At 65.8% G+C, this 13224-nt stretch carries 13 protein-coding genes; 5 read left to right on the top strand and 8 right to left on the bottom strand.

Annotated features, from left to right (window positions below; translation table 11 throughout):
- Positions 1 to 8 precede the first annotated feature (8 nt).
- On the bottom strand, positions 9 to 293 hold the full coding sequence (locus A5645_RS29520; RefSeq protein WP_065128217.1) for a DoxX-related protein: 285 nt from the start codon (positions 291 to 293) through the stop codon (positions 9 to 11).
- Between the two features lie 159 nt (positions 294 to 452).
- Here A5645_RS29520 and A5645_RS01285 point away from each other — a divergent pair, with 159 nt between their 5' ends.
- Positions 453 to 1751 (top strand): cytochrome P450, encoded by a 1299-nt coding sequence (locus tag A5645_RS01285; RefSeq protein WP_065037689.1) that lies wholly within the window; start codon positions 453 to 455, stop codon positions 1749 to 1751.
- Between the two features lie 122 nt (positions 1752 to 1873).
- Here the strand turns inward: A5645_RS01285 and A5645_RS01280 are convergent, their stop codons facing one another.
- The 3 genes from A5645_RS01280 to A5645_RS01270 all read right to left on the bottom strand — a co-directional run bounded on the left by A5645_RS01280 (position 1874) and on the right by A5645_RS01270 (position 4891).
- The gene (locus tag A5645_RS01280) at positions 1874 to 3199 is read right to left on the bottom strand and encodes an HNH endonuclease signature motif containing protein (RefSeq protein ID WP_065128216.1); all 1326 of its coding nucleotides are present in this window, start codon (positions 3197 to 3199) and stop codon (positions 1874 to 1876) included.
- 118 nt (positions 3200 to 3317) lie between these two features.
- Positions 3318 to 4118, bottom strand: coding sequence for an SDR family oxidoreductase (locus A5645_RS01275; RefSeq protein WP_253866826.1), 801 nt, complete (start codon positions 4116 to 4118; stop codon positions 3318 to 3320).
- Positions 4073 to 4891: a MerR family transcriptional regulator gene (locus tag A5645_RS01270; RefSeq protein WP_081288098.1), complete on the bottom strand. Its 819-nt coding sequence runs from the start codon at positions 4889 to 4891 to the stop codon at positions 4073 to 4075. The genes A5645_RS01275 and A5645_RS01270 overlap by 46 nt, the downstream gene beginning before the upstream one ends.
- 361 nt (positions 4892 to 5252) lie before the next feature.
- Here A5645_RS01270 and A5645_RS01265 point away from each other — a divergent pair, with 361 nt between their 5' ends.
- Together A5645_RS01265 and A5645_RS01260 are read left to right on the top strand one after the other, a co-directional pair.
- Complete coding sequence (locus A5645_RS01265) at positions 5253 to 6410, top strand: thiolase family protein (protein WP_065037215.1); 1158 nt, start codon at positions 5253 to 5255, stop codon at positions 6408 to 6410.
- A complete protein-coding gene (locus A5645_RS01260) occupies positions 6407 to 7219 on the top strand; it encodes a crotonase/enoyl-CoA hydratase family protein (protein ID WP_065128215.1) in 813 nt (270 codons plus the stop codon). The genes A5645_RS01265 and A5645_RS01260 overlap by 4 nt, the downstream gene beginning before the upstream one ends.
- On the opposite strand, the gene A5645_RS01255 is transcribed toward A5645_RS01260, so the two are convergent.
- Genes A5645_RS01255 through A5645_RS01245 form a run of 3 tightly spaced genes read right to left on the bottom strand, consistent with a single transcriptional unit; the run spans position 7220 to position 9791 of the window.
- On the bottom strand, positions 7220 to 8236 hold the full coding sequence (locus A5645_RS01255; RefSeq protein ID WP_065128214.1) for an NAD(P)/FAD-dependent oxidoreductase: 1017 nt from the start codon (positions 8234 to 8236) through the stop codon (positions 7220 to 7222). It lies immediately after the preceding gene.
- Positions 8233 to 8733, bottom strand: coding sequence for an isoprenylcysteine carboxyl methyltransferase family protein (locus tag A5645_RS01250; RefSeq protein ID WP_065128247.1), 501 nt, complete (start codon positions 8731 to 8733; stop codon positions 8233 to 8235). Before A5645_RS01250 ends, A5645_RS01255 begins: the two co-directional genes overlap by 4 nt.
- Positions 8734 to 8738: 5 nt before the next feature.
- Complete coding sequence (locus tag A5645_RS01245) at positions 8739 to 9791, bottom strand: type III polyketide synthase (RefSeq protein WP_172830440.1); 1053 nt, start codon at positions 9789 to 9791, stop codon at positions 8739 to 8741.
- A gap of 149 nt (positions 9792 to 9940) precedes the next feature.
- Here A5645_RS01245 and A5645_RS01240 point away from each other — a divergent pair, with 149 nt between their 5' ends.
- Positions 9941 to 11098: an NAD(P)H-binding protein gene (locus A5645_RS01240; RefSeq protein WP_065128212.1), complete on the top strand. Its 1158-nt coding sequence runs from the start codon at positions 9941 to 9943 to the stop codon at positions 11096 to 11098.
- Positions 11095 to 11832: a CPBP family intramembrane glutamic endopeptidase gene (locus A5645_RS01235; RefSeq protein ID WP_065037210.1), complete on the top strand. Its 738-nt coding sequence runs from the start codon at positions 11095 to 11097 to the stop codon at positions 11830 to 11832. Before A5645_RS01240 ends, A5645_RS01235 begins: the two co-directional genes overlap by 4 nt.
- Positions 11833 to 11838: 6 nt before the next feature.
- On the opposite strand, the gene A5645_RS01230 is transcribed toward A5645_RS01235, so the two are convergent.
- Entirely contained in the window at positions 11839 to 13221 is a 1383-nt protein-coding gene (locus A5645_RS01230) for a DUF2867 domain-containing protein (protein ID WP_065128211.1), read from the bottom strand.
- Positions 13222 to 13224 lie beyond the last annotated feature (3 nt).

Here is a 13224-nt window from a genome sequence, read left to right as displayed (position 1 = left end):
CGCCGCAACTAAATCCGTCGCTTATGTCGGGCTACATTGCCGGCCAGATAAGTGGCGTAGCACGCGCCCGCCACCCTCGAGAGCCGACGGGTTTCTGAGCGGACCATCAGAACCCCGATCGCGGTTTCAATAGCACCATTGACGTAGGTGAATCGGCGCGGATATCGCGGGAACGCGAGCCGGTTGATGGGATCGAATGCGCTTGGCCAGAGAAAGTGCGACAGCCCGATTGCGATGACCGCCCACGCGCAGTACGGGCCACGCTGGCAGTCGACTTTCCCAGTGTCGTGCATCCGGCTTCCCGTCCTGACCAGGCCGTCGGTAGCGGTCTCAACTTGGAACGGACATCAGCCAAGTCCTGGTCTTGTTCGAACCGGGACGTTACATTTGAGCCTGCATTTGTTGCAATGAAGTGCATACACGACGCGAACGACGTTGTTCAGGGGTCAACCATGGCGATCACCGAGACGGCGCGCAGCGTGGTGGACATATTCCAGCCCTTCGTCAGCGCCGTGCGACTCAACGCAACCGCCGCGATTCGTACCCGGCGGCGAGGCTACGCAGGCTGGACCGGTGCGGTGAACACCGACTATGACCCGATGGACCCTGTCACCGCCGCGCAACCATTCGACGCCTACCGGGCGTTGCACAGGGCTGGTCGTGTGCATTACAGCCCGAAGCGGGCGACCTTCATTTTGAATCGGCTCGATGATGTCAAAGCTGCGCTACGTGACACCGAACAGGTGACCAGCACCCAGGGTGTGACCCGGCTGAAATTTTCGGCTCCGCTCGCGGTGCTTACCGATGGCAAGGAGCATGCGCGCCTCCGCAAGCAGGTCCAGCCGGGGTTCAGCAAGGGCGCTATGGACCTATGGCGCGGTATGACCGAAAAGCTGGCCGTCGAACTGGTTTCGGATGTGCTTGCTCACCCCGGCTGTGATGTAGTGCAGCAGTTGGCGATACCCATGCCGATCCGATTGATCGCTCATATCCTTGGGGTGCCCGAATGCGATATCGGGGAATTCCGGCGATGGTCGGAGGACGCTGTTCGCGTCATGGACTTCTCGCTGACCACTCGCGGCCTGACGGGCACCGCCAGATCGATGGCGGCAATGACCGCATTGCGCCGCTATTTCCTACAGCAGTTCTCCGCCGGCGGCCTGAAGGATTCCAACACAGTGTTGGGCAAATTGCTCGAACACAACACCGATGGAAGTCTCACCGATAAGCAACTGTTCCTCATCGCGATACATCTGTTGATCGCAGGTAATGAGACAACCACCAACCTGCTAGGCGGCATGTTCGACACTCTCGCGCGCAACCCAGAGCAGTACGACATGATCCGTGCTGATCCCGACCTCATACCGATGGCCGTCGAGGAGCAACTTCGGATCACTACCCCTATCCAGAATCTCTACCGCTACACCCGAGCCGACTACCAAGTTGGTGATGTCACCATCCCGGACGGATCACGGATCCTGCTGTCTTTCGGCGCCGCGAACCGTGACCCACTCGCCTTCGACAATCCAGACCAGTACCGCGCAGACCGGAATCCCCGTACACACGTCGCTTTTGGCTATGGCGCACACATGTGCCTGGGAGCGCCGCTGGCCCGAATGGAGGCACAGGCGGTACTCCGAGAGCTCGTGACCCACGTTTCGCGAATTTCTCCCGGTGGCAAGACAATCTGGTCAAGCCACAGCTCCCTTCGGGGCCCTACCCACCTCCCAATCCATCTCACTCCCGCCTGAGCCGTTGGACGTGATGTCCACGTGATGTCGGGCTCGCTGGCGGTGGCGCGGTGGATCCAGCCGCCTTCATCGGCCGCACCTTCCTGCTGGCGTGCATCTTTTGCGCCGAAGGCGCTGCGCGGCTAGGGATCCTCGGCGTCTTCATCCGCGAAGAGCTTTTCCGGGTGATGGAACGTGTTGATTCTCGGTTGGCCGTGGTCGAGGTGGGCCGGTGGAAGCCATTCGGTTTGGCCGCGGTTGTTTTTGCGGGTGGTCCAGCCTGTTTCGGCCAGTCTGTTGTCGGGTCCACACGCCAGGGTGAGGTCGGTGATGTCGGTGCGCCCGGTGGTGGTCCAGCCGGTGACGTGGTGGACCTCGGTGTGATACGGCGGTTGGTCGCAGCCCGGTCGGGTGCAGCCACCCTCGAGCGCGTGCAGCATGAGCCGCTGCGCGGGGTTAGCGAAGCGCTTGGCGTGGTAGAGGGCCAGCGGTTTGGCGTCGTCGAAGATCGCCAGGTAGTGATGTGCCTGGGCGGCCATGCGGATCAGGTCGGCCATCGGTATTAGGGAGCCGCCGCTGGTGCGGGCCTTGCCGGCGCCGGCTTCGAGATCCTTGAGCGTGGTGGTGACGATCACGGTGACGGGTAGGCCGCGGTGCTGGCCCAGCTGTTCGGAGGCGAACAGCGTCCGTATCGCGGCGGCCAGGGCGTCGTGGTTGCGTTGCCCGGTGCTGCGGATATCAGCCTTGGTCTCATCGGCGGGGTTGGCCATGCCGGGGGCGGCGAGTTTGGCCAGCATGGCTTCGATCAGCGCACGCAACTCCGGGGTGATCAACCCGGACAGGCGTGACATGCCATCAAACTCCTGCTTGCCCAGCATCAGCGTGCGTTTGCGGGCGCGGTCCTCATCGGAGTAGTCGCCGTCGGGGTGCAGCAGGTCCATGAGTTGGCGGGCGTATTTGGCGACCTGCTCGGGGCGGTACTCGCGCGCCTTGCCGGCTAGGTCGGCCTCGGCGGCCTCGCGGGTGAACACATCGACGTGGGTGGGCAGGTGGGTGAAGAAGTCGCGGATCACCTTGACGTGTCCGTCGCCGATCAATCCTTGTCGCTGGGCGCGTGCGGTAGCGCTCAACGTCGGCGCCAAGGGTTGCCCGGTCAATGCGCGCCGTTCACCGAGATCCTCGGCCTCGCCGATACGGCGGCTGGCTTCGGCTTTGGTGATCCGCAACCGATCAGCCAACGCGCACGACAGGGTGCCGCCCAATTCTTCGGTGCTCGCTTGGGCGCCGAGTTCGTTGATCAACACATGCTGGGGCACCCGCAGCCGCCGACTCACCCGCTCCAAACGCTCCAAGGCCCGCAACCGCTCCGGATTCGTCAACACCTCAAAGGACAACGCACACAACCGATCCAACTCGGCATCGAGCGCATCGAAGACCCCCACGATCTCCTCACGCGAACCCGAAACCATAGCCACATGCTATGCGGAGCCACTGACAAGAATTCCCTTGCAAATCACCAATTCCAAATTGATGCAACAGATTTGAATATGGAACCATCCGACGGCGCGCTGCGTCTAAGACAGCTTGTCAGACCGTCGGGACGGTACCGCCATCCACCACGATGTCCGCGCCCACGACGGCGGCCGCCGCATCCGAGACAAGGAATCCGACCACCGCTGCCACCTCGTCGGGCCGGGCCGGCCGGCCGAGCGGAATGCCGCCGAGTGCGGCCATCAGCGATTGCAGAGCGGCCTCGCGGTCGCCGTTTTCCCGGGCGAGCCGGTCAATGAGACCCTCGGCCGCCTCGGTCTGGATGAATCCCGGCGACACGGTGTTGACGCGAATCCCCTTCGGCGCCAGCTCGTTCGCTAATCCCTTGCTGTACGCCCGCAACGCTGCCTTGGCGGTGGCGTATCCCAGGGTGCCGTCGAAAAGCGGCATCCGGCTCTGAATGGAACCGATGTGCACCACTGCCCCTGAACCCGCCTCGATCATCAGCGGCAGCAGCATGCGATCCAGCCGGACCGCGGCCAAAAGGTTGAGGTTTAGCTCGTCGGCCCAGTCTTGATCGTCGAGGGCTGCGAAGCCGCCCGACGGGGCACCGGATCCGCCGGCAACATGTACCAGGATGTCGAGCCCGCCGAGTTCGCGAATCTCGTTGGCTACCTGCCGCGCTCCCGCCGGAGACGCGAGGTCCGCAGCGATGAAGTCGTCTGTTCCGGAGCCACGATGACGGGCCACCGCGGTGACGTGTGCTCCGCGCGACCGGAGCCAGTCGCTGACTGCGGCACCGGTACCTTTGGTGCCGCCGGTGACAACCGCGCGCCGGCCCTGCAGCGCGCTCACGCGTCGGCCCGGAAGATCGGCCAGCACAGCGACGTGACCCACTGTGTGGGATCGTCTGTGTCCCAGGAGAACCGGTCGTAGTACTCGCGCAGCGGGCCTTCAACGCTGATCTCGTGGCTCGACGCGTAGGTGCCAAGCGCGCTGTAAGCGAGATCGACGTCGTCGTGCGTACCGTGGTGCGAGATAACCGCCAATTCCGCGCCTGGGATGGTCATCGGCACCACTCGGCCGACCGGCCGAACCTCCCCGTCAACCGGGATGAAAACCGTTGTGCCGCCGCGGTCATCGGAGAAGATATCGAAGTCGAACAATGTCGCGGGTGGACCGGTCAAGGTGAGCAGGCGGCCAGCATCCACCGTCGCCCGCAGTTCGCCCATTGCACCCTGCCACCAGGGTAGTAGGTCCTCGCGATCGACAGTCGCCGTTATCGCGGCGGCCGGGGCGTCGGCTACGGTGCGGTGTTCGATGCGCGACTCGGGCGCCGGCGTTTGGAGAATCGCGCGTAGCGACTCCACGGCGCTGCGCGTTGCGGCGAGCTGATTTTCGAGTCTTGCGAGATGGCCGCTGATCAAGGCGTTGCGGTCGGCCGGTGCCGCGATCAGGACGGCGCGCACGTCGGCCAGGGGCATATCGAGGTCGCGCAGCCGACGGATGACCTGGGCAGTCGCCACCTGATCGGTGCTGTAGTACCGGTAGCCGGTAACAGCATCGACACGATGCGGCTCGAGCAGGCCCACATCGTGGTAGTGGCGCAGCGTCTTGACGGACAGCTGCGTCATCCGGGAGAAATCGCCGATCGACAAAGCGGTGGTCACCGATTCATTTTTCAAGGCTCCCGTTACGGGAGGGTCAAGGCCGGCGCCTCGGCTTGACTCTCCGGTGACGGCAAAGCCCACGGTGGCCAACTACATCGTGGTCCGGGATGACTTGATCGCCGGGCTGTTCATCGTTTTCAACCGCAGCTGACGCCTCACACCGGGGGCAGTGACCGCTTGAGGGTAGACACAATGCTCATTCGAAGCCCCATTCGAAGAAGTTGTCGCCGCCCCTCTCCCCGTCGCGACACCGCCACCGGGCAGAAGCATAGGTTTTATACCTAAATGGCACCCCGCCCCCGCACCGGCCAACCCCTTGGTTGACAATCGAGGTACTCAAACTTGTCAAAGGAGACATCTCATGGCTGAAGCAGTCATCGTCGAGGCAGTGCGTTCCCCGATCGGCAAGCGCAACGGCGGCTTGTCCGGCGTTCACCCGGCCGAGCTATCGGCGCAGGTCCTCAACGGATTGGTAACCAAGGCCGGCATCGACCCCGAACTGGTCGACGACGTGATCTGGGGTTGCGTCATGCAGGCCGGCGAACAGGCCCTCGACATCGGCCGCACCGCGCTGCTGACGGCGGGCTGGCCCGAGACCGTGCCCGGCGTCACCGTGGATCGGCAGTGCGGATCCAGCCAGCAGTCAGTGCACTTCGCGGCGGCCGGCGTGGTGGCCGGTCACTACGACGTGGTGGTCGCCGGCGGTGTGGAGTCGATGTCTCGCACGCCGATGGGGGCCTCGCTGGCCAACGGCGGCCGGCCGTACCCGGAGAACTTCCTGGGCCGTTACGACGGCAAGATCCCCAACCAGGGCATCGGCGCGGAGATGATCGCCGAGCAGTGGGGCTTCTCTCGCCTGGACCTCGATCAGTTCTCCCTCGACTCACACGAAAAGGCTGCTGCCGCACAGGATTCCGGCGCTTTCGACGACCAGATCGTCGGCATCACGGTGGCCGAAGGGCCAGAAAAATCAGTCGTCCTCAAGGACGAGGGCATCCGCCGCGGCACCCCGATGGAGAAGATGGCCTCGCTGAAGCCGGCGTTCAAAGAGGATGGCGTGATCCATGCCGGCAACTCTTCGCAGATCTCCGACGGCTCGGCGGCACTGCTGTTCATGTCCGCCGAGAAGGCCAAAGAACTTGGCATGAAGCCGATCGCCAAGGTGCACACCGCAACCCTGGCCGGCGCCGACCCGGTGATCATGCTGACCGCCCCGATCCCGGCCACCCAGAAGGTGCTCAAACGCTCCGGGCTGTCCATCGACGACATCGGCGCCTACGAGGTCAACGAGGCCTTCGCGCCGGTTCCGCTGGCCTGGCTCAAAGACATCGGGGCCGACGAGAAGAAGCTGAACCCCAACGGTGGTGCGATCGCGCTGGGCCACCCGCTCGGCGGCTCCGGTGCCCGCATCATGACCACGCTGCTGTACCACATGCGCGACAAGGGAATTCGTTACGGCCTGCAAACCATGTGCGAGGGTGGTGGCCAGGCCAACGCGACCATCCTGGAGCTGCTGTGACGGAGGCCGGCAACGGCTCCGAAGCTCAGCCCGGCGCGCTCACCGAGCGCCGCGGCAATGTGTTGATCATCACGATCAACCGGCCTGAGGCGCGCAACGCGGTCAACGGTGCCGTCAGCATTGCTGTGGGCAACGCGCTCGATGAGGCGCAGCGAGATCCCGAGGTGCGGGCGGTCGTGATCACCGGCGCAGGAGACAAGTCTTTCTGCGCCGGGGCCGACCTCAAGGCGATCTCGCGGCGGGAGAACATCTACCACCCGGACCGCCCGGAGTGGGGCTTCGCCGGTTATGTGCACCACTTCATCGATAAGCCCACCATCGCCGCCGTCAACGGCACCGCACTTGGCGGCGGCACCGAACTGGCGCTGGCCAGTGACCTGGTGGTGGCCGACGAGCGGGCTCAGTTCGGGCTGCCGGAGGTCAAGCGCGGGCTGATCGCCGCCGCTGGCGGGGTTTTCCGGATCGTCGACCAGTTGCCCCGCAAGGTCGCCATGGAGCTGTTGCTGACCGGCGAACCGCTGACGGCCTCCGACGCTTCCGAGTGGGGCCTGATCAACCAGGTTGTCAGCGAGGGTTCGGTGCTGGATGCCGCGCTGGCGCTGGCCGCGCGGGTGACCGGAAACGCCCCGCTGTCGGTGCAGGCCAGCAAGCGCATCGCCTACGGCGTCGACGAGGGCGTCATCGCCTCCGAAGAAGCCGGCTGGGAGCGCACGACGCGCGAGATGGCCACGTTGATCCGCTCCGAGGACGCCCGCGAGGGGCCACTGGCCTTCGCAGAAAAGCGCCAGCCGGTCTGGAAGGCCCGTTAGCTAGGACGCCAGAATGTTGACGCCCCAACGGAATAGGGGCGACAACGTGGCACACGTCGGCACGATGGCGCGGCGAGCCGCGTGCGGTGTGCTGGCCAGCACCAGCCCGCGGGTCAGCAGCCGGTAGTCACGGGTCACGCGGTGCCACGAGCGCTCGTACGACTCCGGTGCGTCGTCGACGATCGCGCGGACCACGGCGGCCGCCTGCTTGACGGCCAGGCTGATACCTTCACCGGTCAGCGCGTCCTCGTAGCCCGCGGCGTCGCCCACGAGCAGCACCCGGCCGGCGACACGGCGCGACACCACCTGCCGCAGCGGGCCGCAACCGCGGGCCTGTCCCCGGCTGCCGGCGTCCAAATGCTTTGCCAGCCAAGGAAACCAATTGATGTCCGGTCGCTGCCGGGACAGAATGGCGACTCCGACCAGGTCCGGTTCCACCGGCGTCACGTATGCCTCGCCCAACCGCGACCAGTGCACCTCGACGAACTCCGACCAGGCCGGCACTCTATAGTGCCAGCGCAACCCGTGCCGGCGGGGTGTTCCCGTCATCGCCGGGATGCCCACCGCGCGCCGGACCGCCGAGTGCAGTCCATCGGCCCCCACCAGCCACCTGGTGCGCACACCTGCCGCGTTCACCCCGTGGGCGTCCTGCGTAACGGTGGTCACCTTCGCCCGAATCCATTCGGTGTCTTGCTCTTTGGCGCGCGCCGCCAGCGCCGCGTGCAACGTGGTGCGTCGCACCCCGCGACCGGGACCGGTGCGGAACCGTGCCTCGGCACGCCGGTTCTCGCTGACGTAGGCGATCCCGCGAAACGGCATACCTGCCGGGTCGACGCCGAGCGAGGTGAGCTCGGCCAGCCCACCGGGCATCAGACCCTCACCGCAGGCCTTGTCGATCGGGTTCTCCCGCGGCTCGGCCACCAGTACCGAAAGCCCTTGCCTGCGCGCCTGTAACGCGGTGGCGAGCCCTCCGGGCCCGCCACCGACGACTAGCAGATCAGCGTCGTAACCGGTCATGTGTACCCCAGCACCGAGTTCTCCACCCGCAATCGGACCGACAGCAGCGCCGCGTTGGCCACCGTGAAGCACACCGCCGTCAACCACGCGGTGTGCACCAACGGCAACGCGATTCCTTCGACCACCACCGCAACATAATTCGGGTGGTGCAGGTACCGGTAGGGCCCGCGTACCACTAGGGGCTCGTGGGGCAGCACGATCACGCGGGTGTTCCACCGCTTGCCCAGCGAGGTGATGCACCACCACCGCAGCCCCTGGCACAGCACCGCGACGACCAACATCGGCCAACCCAGCCAGGGCAGGAAGGGCCGGTGCAGCGCGGCCGGTTCGACGAGGCAGCCGGCCAACAGCGCGGTGTGCAGGATCACCATCACCACGTAGTGGGGGCGACCGAACTCCTTGCCGCCCTGAGCAAATGACCATTGTGCGTTGCGCCGGGACACCACCAGCTCGGCCAGTCGTTCCAGCACGACGGCCCAGATCAGTACGTAATACATCGTCGTCACCACAATAAGAGCACCAACTCCGAGCAAAAGGCCGGACCCATCGCGATCATCAGCCCGATCGACCCGGCCGGCGGCGGATCGGGCATGTTGGCTCCCAGCACGTCCAGCACCGAAACTGAAGACAGATTCCCGTTGGTGCGCAACGACTCTCGAGTATAGTCCAGGGCGTCGGTGGGTAGCCCGAGTCCTTTCTCGACGGCTTCGATCACCCGGGGGCCGCCGGGGTGGCACACCCAGGTGGACACGTCGTCAACGGTCAGGCCGTGGTCGGCCAGGAAATTGCGGACGTCGTCGCCCAGGTACTTCTCCGTCACCGTCGCAACGTCTACCGACAGCACGATGCGGAAACCATCGCTGCCGATGTTCCAGCCCATCACGTCTTCGGTGTCGGGATAGAGACGGCTGCGCGTTGCCAGGACGCGGGGGCACACCCCGCCGCCGGTCGCCCGATGAGCGCCCTTGGTGACGACGGCGGCCGCGCCGTCGCCGAACAAGCTGGAAGCCACCAGGTTGGCCACAGAGTTATCTTCCCGCTGAATGGTCAGCGAACATAACTCGACCGCCAACAGCACGCCGACCTGGTCGGGAAACGCCCGTAGATAGTCGTGCATCCGGGCCACCCCGGCAGCGCCCGCGACACAGCCGAGGCCGAACAGCGGGACCCGCTTGATGTCCTGGCGCAGGCCCACCCGGGAGGCCAGCCGGGCCTCGAGCGTGGGCACCGCGAGCCCGGTGACCGTCGTCGAGAACACGATGTCAACCTCGGACGGTTCGACATCTGCTCGCCGGAGCGCTTCCAGTAACGCCTCTTCGGCCAGGTCGAGTGCCAGGTCGACGAAGGCGTCGTTCGCCTCGGTGAAGCCGCTGAGCTCCGAGTAACGCGACAGCGGCAGGGCAGTGTGCCGGGACTGCACACCGCTGCGCATCGCGAACCGTTTGAACTCCGGGCCGGCGAACTCAACCAGCGCGGTGACGGTGTCCTCCTGACTGTGCAGGTGCCGCGGGAACTTGACGGCCACACCCGCTACCGCGGGGTTCAACCCTGACATGGTGGTGCTGCTGGGCATATGAAACTGACGGTGCCGCCGTCGGGTGGGTTCAATTGCCGCCCTGACCAGCGCAGATTTGTACTGACAGCGACCGGGTATGTGTCAGGGGACTCGAACGACCCCGAAAGCAGAATGGTTAGGTTGGAAATATGCGGATTCTGGTGACAGGAGCCACCGGATACATCGGTTCGCGGCTGGTGACGGCGTTGCTGGCAGAGGGCCACCAGGTCGTGGTAGCCAGTCGGAAACTGGCTCGCCTCAAGGAGTTCGGCTGGTATCGCGAGGTCACTCCGGTCGCGCTCGATGCCGCCGACCCGTTATCGCTGAACGCGGCCTTTACTTCCGCCGCAGACAGCGGTGACCCGGTCGAGGTGGTCTACTACCTGGTTCACGGCATCGGGCAGGCCGACTTCCGCGACGCGGACCGCAAGGCGGCCGCGAACATGGCGGCCGCGGCCAAGGAGGCCGGCGTGCGCCGCATCGTCTATCTCGGCGGCTTCGTTCCGGAGGACGAGGCGCTGTCCGAGCATCTGACCAGTCGCGCCGAGGTGGCCGAGGCGCTCAGCGTGGAGAACGGTCCCGAATTGGTGTGGCTGGGTGCGGCGATCATCATCGGCGCCGGATCGACATCGTTCGAGATGCTGCGCTATGTGGCCGACCGGTTCCCGGTGATGCCGATGCCGAACTGGATGGAGAACCCGATCGATCCGATCTCCATCCGCGACGTCCTGCACTACCTCGTCGCCGCGGCCGATCCCGACCAGGTGCCCGCCGGCGCCTACGACATCGCCGGGCCGGAGACCACGTCCTATCGGGGTCTGTACAAGGCGTACGCGCGCAACTCCGGCCGCTGGCGGGCCGCGCTTCCGGTGGTGGGAATCAACACCGCCCTGGCCTCGCGGGTCACCGCACTGGCGCTGCCCGTGCCGCCGGGTCTGGCCGGCGACCTGGTCGAGTCGCTGGATCACCCGATGCGGGCGTCCGGCACCGGCCTGCGGGGTCTGGTGCCCGACCCACCTGGCGGCCTGCTGGGTGTGGACGAATCCATGGCGCTGGCAATCGCCGGCACCAAGCGGTCGGCGCGGCCGGTCAACGAGTTGGCCGATCCGCACGACCTCGCCGACACCGATCCGGGATGGGCCGGCGGCGACGCACTGCGCATCCGTAGGCTAGCCCGCATGATCACGCCGTCCTTCGCACGCCACACACTGGGTCTGGTGAACCTGGTTCCCGGCCCGGTGGCCGGGGCGGTGCGGACCTATCTCGACGTCCTGCTGTCCCTGGCCCCGAAGGTACGCCCTGCATGAGTCAGCCGACGGCGGCTCCCTGCGCACCGCCCCACGCCACGACGCCGTTCCAAGAATTTCGCCGTGCCATCACCAATGTGGCTGTGCCGCATCACGAGTCGCCCCGCGTCATACGGCGCCGGCGCATCATCGTCGCAATCACTCTGGTGGTCGGTGCCGCGATATTGGGTTTCTCGCTGCGAACCAAGCCAGGAGATCCCGCCTTTTACTGGTTGACCTTGACGCTGGCGGCGGTCTGGTTTCTCGGTGCCTTCATTTCCGGGCCGCTGCACCTGGGCGGCATATGTTGGCGTGGTCGTAACCAGCGTCCCGTGATCACCGGGATCGCCACCGGTTTGCTGCTCGGCGGTGTCTTCATCGTCGGTGCGCTGATCGTCCGCGAGATCACCCCGGTGGCGGCGTTGATAACCCGGGTGCTGCTGTACGCGAACCAGGGTTCGTTCTTGCTCGTCGTGCTGATAACAGTGGTGAACGGGGTCGCCGAGGAAACATTCTTCCGGGGCGCGCTCTACACGGCGTTGTGCCGACATCACCCGCTGGTGATTTCCACGGTGCTCTACGTCCTCGCGACGATGGCTGCCGGAAACCCGATGCTGGGTTTTGCCGGAATCATTCTGGGCACGGTGAATGCTTTGCAGCGGCGAGCCACCGGCGGGATCCTGGCGCCGATGCTGACGCATTTTTTCTGGGGCCTGATCATGGTCCTGGTGCTGCCGCCCATGTTCGGTGTCTAGCTCGCGTTAATCGGAAGCGGCGACATTGCTCGCCAGTGCGCGTAACGCGGCGCCGTGTACGGGCCGTAGCAGGAAGCAGTAGAACCGGCCGGCGATTCCGCAGGGAATGACCACGGCCCGCTGCGTGTACCTGCTCCCACCTGTGTCCTGCGGGGCGACGCTGACTTCCAGCCAGGTACGCGCGGGTGCCCGCACCTCGGCCTGCAACCGCAACTTGGCGCCCGGATCACATTCTGCGATGCGCCAGCGTTGCGCGGCACCGCCGCGCCGCGGCCCGACGGGGAACCAGCGCCAACGCCCTTCGCTCACAGCGCTTTCCGCCGCCTTCCAAACATCGCCGGGCGCGGCGGAGGTGACGCGGGTCTGCTCGTCGGTGTAGACGATCTCACCGGCCCAGGTTGGGTCGCTGGGCAGTGGCTCGCCGGGTTCGGACTGCAACGAGGCCCAGGTCGGCTCCGGTAGACCGCGGCCGGCGCGGTCGAGCGCCGTTGCGACCGCCTGGCGGTAGCTGGTCAACCCGTTCGGTGGTCGCTTGATGATCGAGTCAATGTCGTTGTTGCGCATCACCGCATCGCATTCCAGCGATTCGACCAGCGGACGCGCCAGGCCGGACGGAATCGGGGTCACCGTGCCGACCCACAGGCTGGCGATGGTCGGAGTCAGGAACGGCAGCACGATCATGCGGCGCCTACGAAGCCCGGCCACTTCGGCGTACACCTGCATCATGTCGCCGTACTCCAGCACGTCCGGCCCGCCGATATCCCAGGTCCGCGAATCGGGCACCTCGGCGGTGGCGGCCGCGACCAGGTAGTACAGCACGTCACGGACCGCGATCGGCTGGATCTTGTTGTGCACCCATTTCGGCGTGGTCATCACCGGCAACCGGTCGGTGAGGTGCCGGATCATCTCGAACGACGCGGACCCCGAGCCGACGACCACGCCCGCCTGCAGCACGACCGTCTCGATGCCGGACTCGATCAGGCGGTCACCCACCGCCTTGCGCGACTCGAGGTGCGGCGAGAGCTGGCTGCTATCCGGATGCAAGCCACCCAGATACACAATTCGGCGCACGCCGGTGCGTTTGGCGGCCGTCACCACATTGCGGACCGCGCGCTCTTCCTCGGCGGCAAAGTCTTTCGAGCCGCCCATCGAGTGGACCAGGTAATAGACGACGTCGATCCCGTCGAAGGCCTTTACCAACGAGTCGGCGTCGCTCAGATCGCCCTGTGCGACCTCGGCTCGGGGACGCCACGGTACGTCGTCCAGCTTCTCCGGTTTTCGTGCCAGCGCGCGCACCGAGTGCCCCTCGTCCAGCAGGCGCGGTGCCAACCGCGCGCCGACGTAACCGGTGGCACCGGTCACCAGACAACGAACTCGTTCAGCCGCCACACC

The organism is Mycobacterium asiaticum (assembly GCF_001673635.1).
GTDB classification, from domain to species: Bacteria; Actinomycetota; Actinomycetes; order Mycobacteriales; family Mycobacteriaceae; genus Mycobacterium; species Mycobacterium asiaticum_C.
Note: the sequence above shows the minus strand (reverse complement) of the source record. Positions and strands in the feature narration are given on the sequence as shown.